We start from the raw sequence: 18,196 nt of genomic DNA, 5'->3' as shown, positions 1-18,196 counted from the left end.
ACATGGCTTTCAATACCATCCCCGAAATCCTCGAAGACATCCGCGCCGGCCGCATGGTCGTCATTCTCGACGACGAAGACCGCGAAAACGAAGGCGACCTGATCATCGCCGCGTCGATGGTGCGGCCCGAGGACATCAACTTCATGGTGCGCGAAGCGCGTGGCCTGGTGTGCCTGACGTTGACCGAGCAACGCACGCGCCAGCTTGGCCTGCGCCCGATGGTGAGCGACAACACCTCGCCTTATCACACCAACTTCACCGTCTCGATCGAGGCGGCCGAAGGCGTCACCACCGGCATCTCCGCGCACGATCGTGCACGCACCATCCAGGTGGCCGTGAAGGCGGATGCCAAACCGCAAGATCTCTCGCAGCCTGGCCACATCTTTCCGCTCACTGCGCAGCCAGGTGGCGTGTTGACGCGCGCCGGACACACCGAAGCAGGTTGCGATCTCGCTGCACTGGCGGGATTGGAGCCGGCAGCCGTATTGATTGAAGTGCTGCACGAAGACGGCTCCATGGCACGCCGCCCGGAGCTGGAAATCTTTGCCAAGAAACACGGCTTGAAGATCGGCTCGATCGCCGACTTGATCCGCTATCGCCTGGAAACCGAGAAGACGATACAGCGCGTGCACGAGGAACAGGTGCAGACCGAGTTTGGACCGTTCCGCCTGGTGGCCTACCGCGACGCCATTCGACATGGCCTGCATTTCGCACTCGTGCGCGGTGCGGTGGACGATGGCGCGCCGGTGCTTTCGCGCGTACATGTGCGCAACACCTTGTCGGACGTGCTGCATCTGCAACGCGACGATCTTGGCATGACGGTAACGGCAGCTCTGCGTCGCATTGCGGACGAAAACCGCGGCGTGCTGCTGGTGCTCTCCGGCGAAGATACACCTGAGGCCCTGTTGCGCCGCCTCAATCGACAGCCTGCGACTCAAGCGCCCGAGGAGGTACAGCAGCAGGAATGGCGTCAGTTGGGGCTGGGCGCGCAGATCCTCACCGATCTCGGCGTACATCGCCTGCGCGTGTTGGGTACGCCGCGCAAGCTGGTGGGCCTGGCCGGATTTGGGCTGGAGGTTGTTGAGCACGCGGAGTAATGCGTCTCACGCGCTAAATGCCCTGTCCTGATTTTTGCCCCATTCTTCCCGCAATAAATGCCATCTTCGTGGCATGCTCTGCGCGATCGCCTTGCTCCGCCGATAACGAGGTCTTAGATGAAAGCCGTGGATCTGCTGTTCGCAAGCGTGCCGACACGCACCCTCTGTTTGACTGCACTTTCGCTGGCTTGCATGTCCAGTGCCAGCGCACAGTCCACGGCGAACCCCACGCCGGACCAGCGTGCGGATCAGCTCGTGCAACGCATGTCGTTGGAAGACATGCACCATATGGTGCAGACCTTCAACACGATGGTCCCGCAGCAACCGCCCGGCGGCATCGGTACCGCAGGTTATGTACCGGCGCTGCCCGCGCTTGGCATTCCGGCTTTGCAGGAGAACGATGCGGGCATCGGCGTTCACAACTATCCCGTCGGCAAAGACAAGAACGGGCAGCCCTTGCTGGTGCGCGGGAAGGCCGGCGATGCGACGGCGCTGCCGTCGCTGTTGGGGGTGGCCGCTACGTGGAACCCGCAGATCGCTTATGCCGGCGGCAGCATGATCGGCAGCGAGGCGTATGCGCAGGGCATCAACATGCTCCTTGCCGGTGGCATCAACCTGGCACGCGAGCCGCGCAACGGCCGTAACTTCGAGTACCTCGGCGAAGACCCCTTGCTGGCCGCACGCATCGATGGTGCCGAGATACGCGGCATCCAGTCCCGCCATGTGCTTTCCACGATCAAGCATTACGCCTTGAACGCGCAGGAAACCAATCGCCTCACCATGAGTTCGAACATCGGCGAACGCGCCATACGCGAATCGGACCTGCTTGCCTTCGAACTGGCGATCGAGGACGGTCATCCCGCTTCGGTGATGTGCGGCTATAACAAGGTCAACAACATCTACGATTGCTCCAATAGTCACTTGCTCAACGACATCCTCAAGCGCGATTGGAAGTATCCCGGCTGGGTGATGACCGACTGGGGTGCCGACCACGGCGTGAACGATGCGCTGGCCGGTGTCGATCAGGTGTCTGGCATCGATCTCGGGACGGGAAGCAGTCTAGGCAATACGGGCAGCAGCTTCGGCGCGCCGCTAACGCAAGCCATCACTAACGGCACCGTGCCGCGCAGTCGTCTGCAGGACATGGTGCATCGCATCCTGCGCTCGATGTATGCGGGCGGGTTGTTCGATCATCCGCCGGTCATCAAGCCGATCAATGCGAAAGCCGATGCGGCCGTATCGCGCAGCGCCGCGGAGCAGGCCATCGTGCTGCTGAAGAACGATCGCGCGCAATTGCCTTTGAATGCGAGCGTAAAGACGATCGCGATCATCGGCGGTCATGCGGATGCCGGCGTGCTTTCCGGTGGCGGTTCCGCACAGGTCTGGCCGATCGGTGGTCCGGCCATTCCGGCGGTGCAGCCGCCCGTTCAGAACGTGTGGCAATGGATGGTCTATGACCCGTCATCGCCGATGAAGGCGCTGCAAAAGCAGATGCCCGCGGCCACGCTGCGTTATGACGATGGCAGCGATCCGGCGAAGGCTGTCGCACTGGCCAAGTCATCCGATATCGCCATCGTTTTCGCTACTCAATGGATGTGCGAGGGCATCGATGCTCCCAACCTGTCCTTGCCGAACGGGCAGGACGCATTGATCGATGCCGTGGCCGCCGCCAATCCGCATGCCATCGTCGTGCTGGAAAACGGCGGTCCGGTGAAGATGCCGTGGCTGTCAAAAGTGAGCGCCGTCGTGGAAGCGTGGTATCCCGGCTCGCGTGGTGGTGATGCGATTGCTGGCGTCTTGACCGGCAAGGTGAATCCGTCGGGCCATCTGCCGATCACCTTCCCCAAGGACGAACAGCAATTGCCACGCCCGCAGATGACGAATGCCAACGAAGTCGACTACAACGTCGAAGGCGCAGCGGTCGGCTACAAGTGGTACGACGAAAAGAAACTGGAGCCGCTGTTTCCGTTTGGCTTTGGGCTTTCGTACAGCCGCTTCGGCTATAGCGATCTGCACGTGAGCACGCAAGGCGACCATGTCACGGTGAGCTTCAAGGTCACTAACCTCGGTGACCGCGCCGGCATGGATACGCCGCAGATCTACGTCGGCATGCCGACCGATAGCGGCGAGGCGCCGCGTCGTCTGGCCGGATTCGACAAGGTCAGCTTGCAGCCGAAGGAAAGCCGCACGGTAAGCGTCACGATCGATCCGCGGTTGCTCGCTGTATTCGATGCAGACGCCGACCAGTGGCGTATTGCGGCAGGCAGCTATCCGATCGACGTCGGACACTCGTCGCGCGATCTCGTGTTGAACGGCCAGGCCGACGTTGCCGCGGCCCGTATCGCGCCATGAATGCATCGAGCAGCGGAGAAACACCGCCCATGCACGCCGATCATGCTTGCCGCGTTCGCTTGATCGCCCCTTCCGGTTATCCGCACGACCGCGATGCGATGACCCGCGGCGTGGCGCGTTTGCGCGGCGCGGGCTGCACCGTGGATGGATTGGATGTGCTCGATCGCACCGAGCTGCGTTATGCCGGCAGCGATGTTCAACGCGTCGCGGACATCAATGCGCTGGCGACGCTCGATACGCTGCCGGATATCGCGCTATCGATTCGCGGCGGCTACGGCGTCACGCGTCTGCTGGAACATGTGCAGTACGACGCATTGCGTGAACGCCTTGTGGGTGAATCGATCGCACTGGTCGGCCACAGCGATTTCACCGCCTTGCAGATGGCGTTGTATGCAAAGGTAGGACTGGTCACTTTCGGCGGCCCGATGCTTGGTCCGGATTTCGGCCCGGTCTCAATGAGCCCGCTGACCTGGCGTCATTTCTGGCGCACCGTGAGCGCACCGCAGGGCAAAGCCAGTTGGGATTGCGGCGACGCGGCGGAGTGCGACCTGGAGGGGCCGCTTTGGGGCGGTAACCTTGCCATGTTGTGCAGCTTGCTCGGCACGCCGTATTTCCCCCACATCGACGGCGGCATCCTGTTCGTGGAAGACGTGGGCGAACCGCCATTCCGCATCGAACGCCTGCTCTATCAGCTGCATTTGTCCGGTGTATTGGGGCGGCAGCGCGCCTTGATCCTGGCTGACTTCACCCAATGCCGGCCCACCGCCTACGACAACGGCTACGACCTGGCCGATGGCTTCGCCCAGGTGCGGCGCATCGCCGGTATTCCGGTACTTTCCGGCATGCCCTTTGGCCATGCTGCGGACAAATTCACCCTGCCGTTCGGCGCGCCGGCCCGTCTGCGGGTGATGGGGCAGCGGGCAAGCCTGGATTTCCGTGGCTACCCGCACCTGCGGCAGCCCCACGAGCCATCCATGACCTGATTTCGGCAGCTTTCCCCCCAAACCCGTAAAATACTGGGCTCGCACGGGCCCAACCCGTTCAAAGGAATCCACGCATCATGAAGACCATCGAAGGCGATTTCGCCACGCCCAAGGGCCGTTTTGCCATCGTCGCCGGCCGTTTCAATGGCTTTGTCGTCGAACCGCTGGTGGCCGGGGCGCGCGATGCGCTGGTGCGCCACGGTGTAAAGGACGATTCCATCGACCTGATTCGCGTGCCCGGTGCGTGGGAAATCCCGCAGGCCGCACACAAGTTGGCGCACTCCGGCAAGTACGCAGCGGTGATCGGACTGGGCGCGGTGATTCGCGGCGCCACGCCGCACTTCGATTACGTCGCCGGCGAATGTGCCAAGGGTCTGGCGCAGGCATCGTTTGGTTCCTGCGTACCGGTGGCCTTTGGCGTACTCACCACCGACACCATCGAACAGGCCATCGAACGCTCCGGCACCAAGGCCGGCAACAAGGGCGCCGACGCTGCGATGGCCGCGCTGGAAATGGTCAATCTGTACGGAAAGCTGTAATGAGCCACCGTCCGGAAGGCATCGATCTTGCCGCACGCTCGCGCGCTCGCCGTCGCGCGCTGCAGGCGCTGTACGCGTGGCAGATGAGCGGTAGCTCGATGAACGCGGTGATCGACCAGTTTCGCCACGAGCAGGATATGGAAGTGGCCGACCTGGAGTACTTCGAAGATCTGCTGCGCGGTGTGGAAAAACACGTCGGCGCGCTCGACGATGCGCTCAAGCCTTACATCGATCGCGATGTTGCGCAGATCGACCCGATCGAACGCGCTGCTCTGCGCCTGGCCGCCTACGAATTGAAATACCGCCCGGATGTGCCGTATCGCGTGATCATCAACGAAGCGATCGAAGTGACCAAGCGTTTCGGTGCGGATCACGGACACAGCTACGTCAATGGTGTGCTGGACAAGCTTGCCGCGCAGCTCCGCGTGGTGGAGAAGCGAGGCACCGGAGCCGAATAGTGCGGGCGCATTGATGTGCGCCGCGGCGTGATTCAAGCTTGGCAGCACGCGCGACAACCTCCTCATCTTTCCGGCTTCCTATGGAATTCACGCTGATCGACCGCATCCGTGAGCGCACTGCGCAGGGGCGCGATGATGTGCGCTTGGGCATCGGCGACGACGCGGCGCTGCTCGCCGTGCCGGCCGGGCAGGAACTGGCCGTGTCGATCGACACGCTCGTCGAAGGTGTGCATTTCCCGATCGGCACTGCAGCGGCCGATATTGGCTGGAAATCCTTGGCAGTGAATCTCTCCGATCTCGCTGCGATGGGTGCCACACCCGCCTGGGCGCTGTTGGCGTTGACGCTGCCCAGTGCCGACCCCGCATTTATCGACGGCTTTGCAACCGGTTTTGCGCAACTAGCGCAGTCGTATCGACTCGCGCTGGTCGGCGGCGACACGACGCGCGGCGCGTTCACCGTCAGTGTCGCCGTGCATGGTTTTGTTCCGCCGGGTAAAGCGCTTACGCGTGCAGGTGCGCAAGCCGGCGATGCGATCCTGGTGACGGGAACGCTCGGCGATGCCGCTGCCGGTTTGCGGCTGGTGCAAAGTGGGAACAGCGGCATCGATCTCCGTTCGGCGTTGCTGCTCGAACGTCTAAATCGTCCCACGCCACGTGTCGCCGCCGGCCTGGCGTTGCGCGGACATGCAAGTGCGTGCATCGACGTTTCCGATGGTCTGCTCGCCGATCTCGGCCATCTGTGCGCGGCCAGCCATGTCGGGGCAGAGATCGAGGCGCCCCTGTTGCCACGTTCGTCGGCGCTGCTGGATCTTTTCGACGAAGCGGCCTCGCGCGATTTCGCGTTGAGCGGCGGCGACGATTACGAACTGTGTTTTACGCTGCCCGTTCAGCACGTTGCTGCCGTACAAGCAGACCTCGCGCGAATCGGCTGCGGTGCAACCAAAATCGGACGTGTCGTGGAAGGAAGCGGCGTGAGCGTGCGCGATGCGGATGGACGATGGTTGGAACCTGTTCATCGCGGCTGGGATCATTTCGGCGCATGAGCGAACGTAAAGTCCTCACTGATACGCAACGTCGCGCGTTGTTGGCTAGTCCGGCCGGATGGCTCGCCTGCGGCTTCGGCTCAGGCCTGGCGCCTGTGGCGCAAGGTACGTTCGGTTCGCTGGCGGCGATCCTGCCGTGGCTGTTGCTGCGTCAGTTGTCGTTGCCGTTCAATATGTTGGTCATTGTGATCGGCTTTGCCATCGGCGTATGGGCGTGCGATATCGCTGGTCGTGCGTTAGGTGTCGATGATCATCGCAGTCTGGTTTGGGATGAATTTGTCGGGCAGTGGATCGCGCTGCTGCCCGCACTGCTGGCGCCCTGGTGGGCGGTCATCGCAGGCTTCGCGTTGTTTCGTCTGTTCGATGTGTGGAAGCCGTGGCCGATCCGCTGGCTGGACCGGCATCTGAAAGGCGGCCTAGGCGTCATGGTGGACGATGTGGTGGCCGGCGTCTTCGCCGCCGTTGTCTTGCTGGTGTTGCTGCACGTGGTGCGAGCATAAGTTGAGGTTGCCCGGAGAACTCTGACGCAGCCGGAGCTTCGTGCTGAATGTCACGAATCATTAAAGAGGGTGAGTCATGGGCTTTGCGGCAAAGAGCAGGTTTTTCGCATTCATGCTGGTTCCGGTGCTCATCACCGGAGTCGCCGGTGCCGCCGGTAGCACACCATCTGCCAACGGCGCTGGCGGTTCTACTCCGCCCGCGGACGCTCGCAAGGATGATTCGAGCTATTTTTCGCAGCACTTCAGCACGGATGCGCTCGGCAGCGACATCAAAGATGCCGTTGTACGCGCGAATCTTGCAGCCGTATCGTTCAAGAAAATCGTCGTACACACACACGATCAACTCACTGCCACCGGTCAGACCAAACCCGGCAGCTATGATGTAGCGATTACGCTGGAAAATGCCGGCAGCGGCTTGGTGCGTCGCATGGAAACCGTACAGCATGACGGAACCATGACGGTCGCGCGTTTCGATCTTACCTATCGCGGTTATTTTTCCTTCCTTACTCAGAGCGTTCCGGCCAATGCGGGCGCACTCCCTCCCATCGTGGAAGCGCGCAAAGTCATCCGATTCGACACGAACACGGATGGCCACATGAATTTTACGTACCTGTATGGTTCGACCGGCAAGCCCACCTTTAGCGATCCCGGGCAAGTCGTCTGCGATAGCGGCAAAAGCTACAGCGCGTCGTCGCTCAATCAAGCTATCGAAGGTCAGGCGCACGAGCTGGACTGTCAGTTCGTTGACACAAACGGCATCGTCACCGACAAGATGAAGCTTGCTTACTTGGAAAAATACGGTGTGGCATTGATGCTTCACTTGCAGAACGCCGACAGTACGATCGATAGCAGCATCGTTGACTTCAACGTGGAGTAGTAGCATTCACGCTAGCCATCGGTGGCGTTGCCGATGGCGTCTGGTCAAGCGTCGTGACAGCTCAGGAGATTCCCATGCAATATCGTCGCCTCGGCCGCACCGGCCTGCAGTTATCCGCACTCTCTTTCGGCGCGTGGGTGACGTTCGGTCGCCAGGTCGGTCGCTCTGATGCGCGCGAATTGCTGGCGCTGGCCTGGGATCGCGGCGTCAACTTTTTCGATAACGCCGAGACTTACAACCACGGCGAAGCCGAGCGCCTGATGGGTGACGTGCTGGCCGATCTGCGGTTTCCACGCGATAGCTATTGCGTCTCGAGCAAGGTGTATTTCGGCGCGGCGGAGAAGCCGCGCCCCACGCAACGCGGTTTATCGCGCAAGCACGTGATCGAAGCCTGTCATCAGGCGCTTGAACGTTTGCGCGTAGGACATCTCGATCTTTATTTCTGCCATCGCCCCGATCCTGAAACACCGATCGAGGAAACGGTAGCTGCGATGGATACGCTGATCCGTCAAGGCAAAGTGCTGTATTGGGGCACCAGCGAATGGCCAGCTGCGGCCATTCACGAAGCGCATCGCGTTGCGCAGGCCATGCATATGTATGCGCCGGTGGCCGAACAACCGCAGTACAACCTGTTGCACCGCGAACGCGTAGAACAGGAATACGCGCCGTTGTACGCGAGCTACGGCATGGGCACCACGATCTGGTCGCCGCTCGCCTCGGGTTTGCTGAGCGGCAAGTACAACCAGGGAGTGCCGCAAGGATCACGCCTGACGCAACCCGGTTACGAGTGGCTGCGTGACATGGTGCTGGGTGAAGGCGGGGAGCGCGTGGAGAAGGTGAAGCTGTTGCCCGCCATCGCGACAGAGCTAGGGGCGACACCGGCGCAACTTGCCATCGCGTGGTGCCTGACCAATCCACATGTCTCCACGGTATTGCTGGGTGCCAGCCGGAAGGAGCAGTTGGAGCAGAACCTGGCGGCGCTGGAGCTGTTGCCGCGCTTCGATCTGGCGCTGAAGGACCGCATCGAACGCACGTTGGCGTAGGCCATTTTATGGTGGCTTGACTATTAAATGAGAATTATTATCATTTGATCGTCACCCCGACGACGGAGTCGCGCCATGTCCCTCCCCAGCACGCTAACTCTTTCCCGCCCCTCGCCGTTGCCGATGTTGCCGAGCGTGGACGAGGCCGCGACCGTGTCATCCGTGCGGCGTATCTCCAGTCAGCGATTGCTGGCTGGCGAGCGTGAGCTCGTGATTCAACATCAAGGTAGCGAGTACCACCTGCGGCTCACGCGCAACGGCAAGCTGATCCTCACCAAATAACGCGCATTGTCATCTGTCCCCAACCGCAAGAGAGTGGGGCTGAATCCATGTCGCGTTCGGGATAACCACCTGTCCGCAGCGCCTGTCCATCTGTCCGGCGGAGTGTCCGCGGACAACGGTCTGCGTTCGGATCGATCGCGTAATTTATTGATTCATAAATTATAATTCGCTGTTCGCGGGCTGGCACGCGGATTGCTGTGAGAGGGGTGGGGCCGCACTGTCCGCGGCCAAGGACCTCTCCATGATTCGCGACACCTCAGCCCAGGACCGCCTGATCCAGGTCAAGCCCAGCCGCAAGCGAAAACTGCTGTGGATCGGTGGTGGCTTGGCGGCCGTGGTCGTACTGGCCCTCATCCTGCCGGGCATCGCACGTTTGTTTTCGGCGGATGCCTCGGTCAGCGCGTCGCGACTGGCCTTCGCCACTGTGCAGCGCGGCTCCTTTGTGCGCGATATCGCCGCCGAAGGCCAGGTTGTCGCCGCAGTAAGTCCGACGCTGTACGCGACCTACGGCGGCGCGGTCACGATGAAAGTGCATGCCGGCGACACCGTGAAGAAGGGACAGGTGCTGGCGGTGATCGACAGCCCGGAGCTTCTCAACAAGCTCGCCCAGGAACAATCCAACGCCGATGCCATGCAGGTCGATTACCTGCGCGCACAGATCAACGCGCGCAAACAGACTTCGCAGATGCAAAAGGCGTACGACAACGCGAAGATCGACGAGCAGACGGCTGCACGCGATCTCGACCGCTATCAAAAGGCCTACAGCCAGGGCGGCGTATCGGAGATGGACGTGGACCGCGCCCACGATACGCTCGATAAAGCGAAGATCACCCTGGAGCACGCCGAGGACGATCGCGGTCTCGATAGCAACAGCGAGAGCTTCGATATCAAGGCGAAGAAGCTGGCGCACGATCGGCAGGTGCTGCTGGTGCAGGATCTGCAACGCCAGGTCGACAACCTCAATGTGCGCTCGCCCGTCGACGGCCAAGTCGGTCAGTTGTTCATCGCCGAGCGCGCCACGGTGGCGAAGGATGCGCAACTGCTCAGCGTGATCGATCTCTCCGCACTCGAAGTGGAAGTGAAAGTGCCGGAGAGCTTCGCACGCGACCTCGCTATCGGTATGAACGGCGAGATCAGCGGCAACGACCACAACTGGAAGGGCATCGTCAGTGCGATCTCGCCGGAAGTGGTGAACGGCGAAGTGGCCGCGCGCGTGCGCTTCGATGGCGAGACGCCCAAGCAGCTGCGTCAGAACCAGCGCTTGTCGGTACGCATTCTGCTCGACCATCGCGAGAACGTACTCACTGTGCAGCGCGGTTCATTCGTCGACGAATCCGGCGGCAGCTATGCCTACGTGGTGCGCGACGGTATCGCTACCAAGACGCCGATCCGCGCGGGTGAAAGCAGCATCGACAAGGTGGAGATCCTCGATGGTCTGAAAGAAGGCGACAGCATCGTGATTTCGGGCACCGACAACTTCAAAGGCGCGCAGCGCGTCGTAATCAGCCGCTGACGATTACTCCCTTCCCCGGATCGCGTCCGGGGGAGGGCTGGGGTGGGGTGAGCTAGCCGGCAAGCCCTTACCTCTCTCCCGGCCTTCCCTTGTGACGGGAAGGGGTCAAGACAAACTAACAAAGGACACAACCATGTTGAAGATGACTCACCTGTCCAAGGTCTACCGCACCGAAGTGGTGGAGACCTATGCGCTTCGCGATTTCAATATCGATGTGAAGGAAGGCGAGTTCGTTGCCGTGACGGGTCCGTCCGGTTCGGGCAAGACGACCTTCCTCACCATTGCAGGCTTGCTGGAAACCTTCACCGGCGGCGAATACCACCTCGACGGTATCGAAGTCAGTCAGCTCAACGACAACGCGCGCTCGAAGATCCGCAACGAGAAGATCGGTTTCATCTTCCAGGCCTTCAACCTGATTCCCGATCTCAACGTATTCGACAACGTCGAAGTACCGTTGCGTTATCGGGGCATGAAAGCGCCTGAACGCAAAGAGCGCATCATGGGTGCGTTGGAGCGTGTGGGTCTGGCGTCGCGCGCCAAGCACTATCCGGCCGAACTCTCCGGTGGTCAGCAACAGCGCGTCGCGATTGCTCGCGCATTGGCCGGCAGCCCGCGTCTGCTGCTCGCCGACGAACCGACCGGCAACCTGGATACGCAAATGGCGCGCGGCGTGTTGGAGCTGCTCGAAGAAATTCATCGCGAAGGCGCGACCATCGTGATGGTCACGCACGATCCGGAACTGGCCGCGCGTGCGCAGCGCAACGTGCACATCATCGACGGCCAAGTGGTGGATCTCGCCGAAGATCCGCGTTTCCACACGGCCTACACCGCTGCAGCCGGCCAAGTGCGCGGTTGATGTCACTGCGCCCTCTCCCTTTTGGGGAGAGGGCGAGGGCAGGGTCACCCTCGCCAGAAAACTCCATACAGAGATCGAGCGCCATACATGTTCGCCTATTACTTACAGCTCGGTGTACGCAGTCTCAAGCGCAACCCAGTGCTCACTGCGCTGATGGTGATGGCTATCGGTTTCGGTGTGGCCGCGTCGATGATCACCTACTCGGTGTTCCGTGCGGTGTCCGGCAATCCGATACCGGATAAATCCTCGCAGCTGTTTGTACCGCAGATCGATAACTGGGGGCCGCAGCAAAACGAGAAGGGCGAGCCGTCAGGTGCCTTGAGCTATATCGATGCGATGGCGGTGATGAGGGCGCATCAAGCTACGCGCCAGACGCTGCTTTATCCGGTCATGCTTTCTGCGCTTCCCCATGACGTCAACAGCATTCCGGTTTCGATAAATGGTTACGCCGTTACGGGCGATTTCTTTTCAATGTTTGAAGTGCCGTTCCTGTACGGCAATGGTTGGAACGCCAACGATGACGACAGACGCGCCGCGGATGTCGTGCTCACTGAGGAATTCAATCAGCGCATGTTCGGCGGTGCCAACAGCGTGGGAAGAGAAATCACCTTGTCGGGACACGACTACCGCATTGTCGGTGTCGCCAAGCACTGGGATCCCTCGCCACGCTTCTACGCGGTATGGAGTGACAGTGCATTTCAAGATCCGCCGGATTTCTATGTGCTGCTCAACCGCATGCTCGATTTGAAAACGGACTCATCGGGCAGAAACAGTTGCCGCGGAAATCTGACCTTCACCGGCTGGGACGAATGGTTACAAAGCAATTGCGTATGGCTAATGCCGTGGGTTGAGCTGGACACGGCGAACGATGTCGCGCGCTATCACCGCTTTCTCGAAGGCTACGCCGCCGACCAGCAGCATGTCGGACGTTTCGCCTGGCCGCCTAATGTACGCCTGCGCGATGTCATGGCATGGCTCGATCAGATGAATGTCGTGCCACCCGAAAGCCGCATTTCAATGGTCGTAGCGCTGTGCTTCTTTGTGATCTGTCTGGTTAACACGATCGGACTCCTGCTGGCCAAATTCATGCGCCGCGCGGGCGAGATCGGCGTACGTCGCGCCCTGGGTGCGACACGCCGGGAAATTTATTCGCAATACCTGATTGAAGCCGCGGCCGTCGGTCTGGCTGGAGGTGGACTGGGCTTGCTGCTGACGTCGATAGGTATGTCCGGCGTAGGTTTGTTGTTCAACGCGGACATCGCGCGGTTAGCACATCTGGATGTTTCGCTAGTGGGGCTGACGTTGGTGGTGGCCATCCTTGCCACGGTAGCAGCTGCGTTCTATCCCGCTTGGCGTGCCGCTCAGGTGCAGCCGGCCTGGCAATTGAAATCCAACTGAGGCGAGAGAGAACAGCATGCAGATCCATCCCATTCTCGCTGCCCTGCGTCGCCACAAGGCCGGTACTCTACTGATCGCGTTGCAGATTGCTTTGACACTGGCGATCGTTTGCAATGCGCTGTTCATCATCCATCAGCGTTTGGCGCATATCTCTGAGCCCACTGGCGTCGACGAACCCAATCTGTTCGTTATCGAGAACCTGTGGGGAGAGCAGTACTCCACCGAGGAAGCCGCGGCAAAGGTACAGCAGGATCTCGCGACACTGCGGCAACTCGCCGGCGTGGCCGATGCTACGCAGAGCAATAGCTACCCACTGCGCGGCGGCGGCTGGGACAACTTCATCACGATGAAGCCCGATCAGATTTCGCCGACCACGGACTCATCGATTTATCTCGGCGACGAACATTTTCTTCGTACGCTCGGTGTCAAGCTCATCGCAGGGCGGGATTTTCACGCCGACGAAGTGCAGAACATGGGGTTGCGCCAGAATTTCGTCCCGCCCGTCACCATTGTCAGCAAGGCCTTGGCCGACAAGCTGTACCCGAATGGCGACGCGCTCGGAAAGCCCTTCTATTCCATGAGCGATAAGCCAACCACCATCATCGGCATCGTTGATCGCTTGCATCGATCGGATGTTTCGACATGGAGTGTGCCGTTCGCGAATGAATCGTTGGTGTGGCCGGTGCGCGACGCCCAGCCATGGGGTGTGTTCTACATCGTGCGCGCCAGGCCTGGTCAACTCGATGCCGCTATGCGCGAAGCACCGAAGGCTTTGTATGCGGAAAACCGCATGCGCATGATCAGCCCCAAGGACGGCGTCCAGAGTTTCGCGCAGATCCGTCACCTTGCCTTTGAAAGCGATCGCGGCATGGCCGTCCTAATGAGCATCATCTGTCTAGTGCTGCTGGCCATCACCGGTGCGGGCATTGTCGGGCTCACGAGTTTCTGGGTCGGACAGCGTCGCCGTCAGATCGGCGTGCGCCGTGCATTGGGAGCCACGCATCGCGACATTCTTCATTACTTCCTCACCGAAAACTTGCTGATCAGTCTCGCGGGTATAGCCATGGGGATATTCCTGGCATTCGGGCTCAACCTGTGGCTGGTCAAGCAGTTTTCCTCTCAGCTGTTGCCGTTGGTCTACGTGCTGGGTGGTGTGGTGCTGTTGATATTGCTGGGCCAGGGCGCGGTATTCGCTCCGGCACTGCGCGCATCACGTGTGTCGCCGGTGGAGGCGACACGACCGGCGTAGACACGAACTAAAAAAGGAGCCCTCGGAAGAGGGTCATCAACAAAATGAGGGAGGTGCCCCATGCTGGGCTATTACGTTGATCTGGCCGTACGAAGTCTCAAAAGAAGTCCTGGCCTTACCTTGCTGATGGTTTTGGCCATCGGCTTCGGCGTAGCCGCCTCGATGACTACCTATTCGGTGTTTCGTGCGGTATCGGGCGATCCGATTCCATGGAAGTCCTCGCAGCTTTTTGTGCCGCAGATCGATATCTGGGGGCCCAAAGGTCGCCTCGACGGCGACAACGGTGAGCCGCCGGATGCGATGGACTACACCGATGCCGTTGCCCTGATGCGTGCGCACCGCGCCAAATATCAGTCGGCGTTGTATCGCATTTCACCATCGATCGTACCGCCCGATCCGAGCAAGCATCCGGTCAGCGTCGGAGGCCATGCCGTTTATAGCGAATTTTTCGCGATGCTTGATGCACCGTTCAAATACGGCAGCGGCTGGAGCGCCGATAGCGACGAGCAACGCGCTGCGGTGGTAGTGCTCAACAGCAAGCTCAATCAAAAACTGTTTGCAGGCGCCAATAGCGTCGGCAAAACGGTTGATATCGACGGCAAGGATTACCGCGTAGTCGGCGTGCTGGACAACTGGAATCCCAAGCCGGAATTCTACGATGTAGTGAATACGGGAGGGTTTACCACCGATCAGGAGGACGTGTTCATTCCGTTCCAGCGCGCCATCGACGTCGGCATGACGAATGACGGCAATACCAATTGCTCGGAGATCCCGAAGGAATCAGGCTTCGTTGGGTTGCAGAAATCCTCTTGCGTCTGGATCGCTTACATGGCCGAACTGGACGACAAAGCGGCTGTGGCGGCATACAAGGATTATCTGGACGGCTATTTCCGTGACCAGAAACAGGCGGGGCGTTTCAACTGGCCGTTGAACAACCGCCTGCGCGATCTGCCGGCATGGCTGGATTCCCAGCACGTCGTGCCGAGCGACACCAAAATATCGCTGGTAGTCGCGTTGGGTCTGTTGGTCGTATGTCTGGTGAACACGGCCGGGCTGCTGCTGGCGAAGTTCCTGCGCCGCAGTTCGGAAATCGGCGTGCGCCGGGCTTTGGGGGCACCGCGTCTGGCCATCTATACGCAGTTTCTTATCGAAGCCGGCATTGTCGGATTGACCGGTGGGCTGCTCGGTCTGTTCTTGACCTGGGCCGGTGTGATCAGCGTGGGCTGGGTGTTGCCCAAGGAAATCGCCACGCTGGCGCATGTGAATCTCAGCTTGCTGGTTCTTACCCTGCTGGTCGCTGTGATTGCGACGATGCTGGCGGGGATTTATCCCACTTTCCGAGCCTCGCGCGTGCAACCCGCGCTGCAGCTCAAGTCGAATTGAGGAGCGATGCCATGAGTGTGCATCCGATGATTGCTGCATTACGCAAACACAAAGCCGGCGTTATCCTCATCGCCATGCAGATCGCGCTGACCTTGGCCATTGTCTGCAACGCGATCTTCATCATTTATACCCGTGTAGACAATGTGCGTAGGCCAAGCGGCCTAGACGAAGCCAATTTGTTCCTGGTGACCCAGCAATGGGTGGGTGCGCCGAGCGGCGACGATCCAGACAGCATTGCGAAACTCGATGCACTGGAGCGCGAGGACCTGGCGGCCCTGCGTGCGATGCCGGATGTGGAATCCGTGACGCCAACGAATTCAGTGCCTCTGCTCAATTCCAGCTGGACCGGGTCGGTTGCACTCAAACCGGGCTCGGATCTGCGCGGAGGTACTGCACGCACCGCTTTCTACTTCGGTGACGAAAATGAGTTGGCCACGTTGGGTGTCCGCCTTGTCGCGGGCCGTAATTTCACCGCCGCCGATGTGGTGAACCGTGCGATGCGCGATCAACGTCAGCCGTCCCTGGTCATAGTCAGCAAGGCGTTGGGCGACAAGCTGTTCCCGAAAGGCGATGCAGTCGGCAAGGCGGTCTATTTCAATGGCGACACCATGCCGACCACCATCGTCGGCGAGGTCGAACGCTTGCAGGTGCCGTCGACCAGTAGTTGGTCCAGTGGCTTTTTCTGGGACACGACCATCGCGCCGATCCGTTTGAACGCGAACTTTTCGCGCTATCTGATACGCACCAAGCCGGGCCGTCTGGAAGCAGCCATGCGCGCGGTGACGCCGACGCTTTACAAGACCAACCCCATGCGCGTGCTCGACGACGACAGCGTGAAATCGTTTGCGGACATTCGTAGCGACGCCTATCGCGCCGATATCGGCATGGCGGTGTTGATGGGAATTGTTTGCTTGATCCTGCTGGCGGTCACCGCTGCCGGCATCGTCGGCCTGACCAGCTTTTGGGTGGGACAGCGACATCGTCAGATCGGTGTGCGTCGTGCACTGGGCGCACGCAAGATCGACATCCTGCATTACTTCCAGCTGGAAAACCTGCTGATAGCGGGTATCGGCGCATTGATCGGCATTGCGTTGGCCATCGGCCTCAACATGGTGTTGATCAAGAATTTTGAAATGAGCCGCATGCCCATCGTCTATGTGCTCGGTGGCCTGGTGGTCGTGTTGTTACTGGGGCAGGCCGCGGTGTTCGTGCCGGCACGACGCGCTTCCAACGTGCCGCCTGTGGTGGCAACGCGGTCAGTGTGACGCGTTGTTCTTTCTTGGGACGGAGATTCACTGAATAAGGGGTAGGTGATGCTCGGTTATTATCTCGATCTTGCTGTGCGCAGCCTCAAGCGCAACAAGATTCTCACCGCGCTGATGATCATGACGCTGGCGTTGGGCATCGGAGCGTCGATCACCACGCTCACAGTGCTGAGACTGTTGTCGGGCGATCCGCTGCCGCAAAAGAGTGCACGGCTGTTCTATCCGCAGGTGGATCCCAATACGTTGGATGGGTATGTGGCAGGGCAGACGAAGCCCGACGCCACCATGGCCTATCCCGATGCGATGAACCTGTTGCATGCCCGTCGCGCCAAGCGACAGGCAGTTATGGCGCTCACCCAGGCCAAAATCATTCCTCAGCATGCCAACGAACATCCTTATTTCAGCGATGGCGTGATGACCACGGCGGATTTCTTCGGCATGTTCGACGCGCCGTTCCAATATGGCGGTGGCTGGACCGCCGATGACGACGAGAACCGCGCGGCATTGGTAGTGATAGCGGATTTTCTCAACGACAAGCTATTCGGCGGCGCCAACAGCGTAGGCAAGGTCATACGCATCAACGATCACGATTTCAGAATCGTTGGCGTATTGAAGCATTGGGCACCGCAGCCCCGCTTCTACACACAGGATCTCGGCAGTCGCGACTACGGCGATGGCGATGGGGTGTTTATGCCGCTGCAGACGGCACGTTCGATGGACATGGGTCCGGAGGACACCGAGTGCTATGCCTCGGTCACCGATGTAGAGCATCTGGAGCTCGCGCCCTGTGAATGGTTAGGCATGTGGGTGGAGTTGGGCGACAGTGCCGCCGTCACCGACTACAAGTCGTTCCTCGACGGCTACGTGAAGCAACAGATTGCATTGGGGCGCTTCAAGCGTTCCGACACGGCGCTGCTCGGCCTGATGGGCTGGCTAAGCGATCAACAAGTCGTTCCCAACGATGCGCGGTTGCAGGTTTATCTTGCTTTCGGTTTCTTGCTGATCTGCGTTGTCAACACCGTGGGATTGCTGCTCGCGAAATGTTTGCGTCGTTCACGCGAAATCGGCGTGCGCCGCGCACTGGGCGCCACACGAAGGGCGATTTTCGCGCAGTTCATGGTGGAGGCGGGGATTGTCGGGTTGGCCGGTGGCTTAATTGGCTTGCTGCTTGCCGAACTAGGGCTATTGGGCGTTCGTCATCAACCTGCCGACTACGCCAGCCTCGCTCATTTGGACATCCAGATGTTTCTGTTCACTTTTGTCGTGGCGCTCGTTGCCAGCCTCATCGCGGGCCTGTTGCCTGCCTGGCGCGCCTGCGTGATGGCACCCGCTCCTCAACTTAAGGCCGCCTGAGGTGA

The 18,196-nt window shown here is 60.3% G+C and carries 17 protein-coding genes; all 17 read left to right on the top strand.

Translation table 11 applies throughout. From position 1 onward, the window contains the following. Nucleotides 1-2 precede the first annotated feature (2 nt). Complete coding sequence (gene ribBA / locus QQL64_RS13905) at nucleotides 3-1,097, top strand: bifunctional 3,4-dihydroxy-2-butanone-4-phosphate synthase/GTP cyclohydrolase II (RefSeq protein WP_284400765.1); 1,095 nt, start codon at nucleotides 3-5, stop codon at nucleotides 1,095-1,097. A gap of 117 nt (nucleotides 1,098-1,214) precedes the next feature. Beyond that, nucleotides 1,215-3,449, top strand: a complete 2,235-nt coding sequence (locus tag QQL64_RS13900) for a beta-glucosidase family protein (RefSeq protein ID WP_284400763.1) — start codon at nucleotides 1,215-1,217, stop codon at nucleotides 3,447-3,449. A gap of 29 nt (nucleotides 3,450-3,478) precedes the next feature. After that, a complete protein-coding gene (ldcA, locus tag QQL64_RS13895; RefSeq protein WP_284400761.1) occupies nucleotides 3,479-4,432 on the top strand; it encodes a muramoyltetrapeptide carboxypeptidase in 954 nt (317 codons plus the stop codon). 77 nt (nucleotides 4,433-4,509) lie between these two features. After that, nucleotides 4,510-4,971, top strand: a complete 462-nt coding sequence (gene ribH / locus QQL64_RS13890) for a 6,7-dimethyl-8-ribityllumazine synthase (RefSeq protein ID WP_284400759.1) — start codon at nucleotides 4,510-4,512, stop codon at nucleotides 4,969-4,971. Then, nucleotides 4,971-5,429 (top strand): transcription antitermination factor NusB, encoded by a 459-nt coding sequence (gene nusB, locus QQL64_RS13885; RefSeq protein WP_284400757.1) that lies wholly within the window; start codon nucleotides 4,971-4,973, stop codon nucleotides 5,427-5,429. The genes ribH and nusB overlap by 1 nt, the downstream gene beginning before the upstream one ends. 80 nt (nucleotides 5,430-5,509) lie before the next feature. Next, a complete protein-coding gene (thiL, locus tag QQL64_RS13880; protein ID WP_284400755.1) occupies nucleotides 5,510-6,472 on the top strand; it encodes a thiamine-phosphate kinase in 963 nt (320 codons plus the stop codon). Further along, the gene (locus QQL64_RS13875) at nucleotides 6,469-6,972 is read left to right on the top strand and encodes a phosphatidylglycerophosphatase A family protein (RefSeq protein WP_284400753.1); all 504 of its coding nucleotides are present in this window, start codon (nucleotides 6,469-6,471) and stop codon (nucleotides 6,970-6,972) included. The genes thiL and QQL64_RS13875 overlap by 4 nt, the downstream gene beginning before the upstream one ends. 112 nt (nucleotides 6,973-7,084) lie before the next feature. Next, nucleotides 7,085-7,849, top strand: a complete 765-nt coding sequence (locus QQL64_RS13870; RefSeq protein WP_284400751.1) for a hypothetical protein — start codon at nucleotides 7,085-7,087, stop codon at nucleotides 7,847-7,849. A gap of 74 nt (nucleotides 7,850-7,923) precedes the next feature. Then, nucleotides 7,924-8,892 (top strand): potassium channel beta subunit family protein, encoded by a 969-nt coding sequence (locus tag QQL64_RS13865; RefSeq protein ID WP_284400749.1) that lies wholly within the window; start codon nucleotides 7,924-7,926, stop codon nucleotides 8,890-8,892. Nucleotides 8,893-9,015: 123 nt separating this feature from the next. Beyond that, complete coding sequence (gene hemP, locus QQL64_RS13860; protein WP_284402190.1) at nucleotides 9,016-9,174, top strand: hemin uptake protein HemP; 159 nt, start codon at nucleotides 9,016-9,018, stop codon at nucleotides 9,172-9,174. A gap of 241 nt (nucleotides 9,175-9,415) precedes the next feature. Continuing rightward, complete coding sequence (locus QQL64_RS13855; protein ID WP_284400747.1) at nucleotides 9,416-10,687, top strand: efflux RND transporter periplasmic adaptor subunit; 1,272 nt, start codon at nucleotides 9,416-9,418, stop codon at nucleotides 10,685-10,687. A gap of 133 nt (nucleotides 10,688-10,820) precedes the next feature. Then, entirely contained in the window at nucleotides 10,821-11,543 is a 723-nt protein-coding gene (locus QQL64_RS13850; RefSeq protein ID WP_284400745.1) for an ABC transporter ATP-binding protein, read from the top strand. A gap of 87 nt (nucleotides 11,544-11,630) precedes the next feature. Continuing rightward, nucleotides 11,631-12,941 carry an ABC transporter permease gene (locus QQL64_RS13845; RefSeq protein WP_284400743.1) on the top strand — a complete coding sequence of 437 codons (1,311 nt, stop codon included), beginning with the start codon at nucleotides 11,631-11,633 and terminating at the stop codon, nucleotides 12,939-12,941. Nucleotides 12,942-12,957: 16 nt separating this feature from the next. Beyond that, nucleotides 12,958-14,190 carry an ABC transporter permease gene (locus tag QQL64_RS13840; RefSeq protein ID WP_284400741.1) on the top strand — a complete coding sequence of 411 codons (1,233 nt, stop codon included), beginning with the start codon at nucleotides 12,958-12,960 and terminating at the stop codon, nucleotides 14,188-14,190. A gap of 60 nt (nucleotides 14,191-14,250) precedes the next feature. After that, nucleotides 14,251-15,573 (top strand): ABC transporter permease, encoded by a 1,323-nt coding sequence (locus tag QQL64_RS13835; RefSeq protein WP_284400738.1) that lies wholly within the window; start codon nucleotides 14,251-14,253, stop codon nucleotides 15,571-15,573. An 11-nt stretch (nucleotides 15,574-15,584) separates the two neighbouring features. Continuing rightward, on the top strand, nucleotides 15,585-16,838 hold the full coding sequence (locus QQL64_RS13830) for an ABC transporter permease (protein WP_284400736.1): 1,254 nt from the start codon (nucleotides 15,585-15,587) through the stop codon (nucleotides 16,836-16,838). A 48-nt stretch (nucleotides 16,839-16,886) separates the two neighbouring features. Further along, entirely contained in the window at nucleotides 16,887-18,191 is a 1,305-nt protein-coding gene (locus QQL64_RS13825; RefSeq protein ID WP_284400735.1) for an ABC transporter permease, read from the top strand. Nucleotides 18,192-18,196 lie beyond the last annotated feature (5 nt).

It is taken from the genome of Dyella lipolytica (assembly GCF_030160075.1).
GTDB lineage: Bacteria > Pseudomonadota > Gammaproteobacteria > Xanthomonadales > Rhodanobacteraceae > Dyella_B > Dyella_B lipolytica.
The sequence above is the reverse complement of the archived record's forward strand: the minus strand, read 5'-3'. Positions and strand labels throughout refer to the sequence as shown.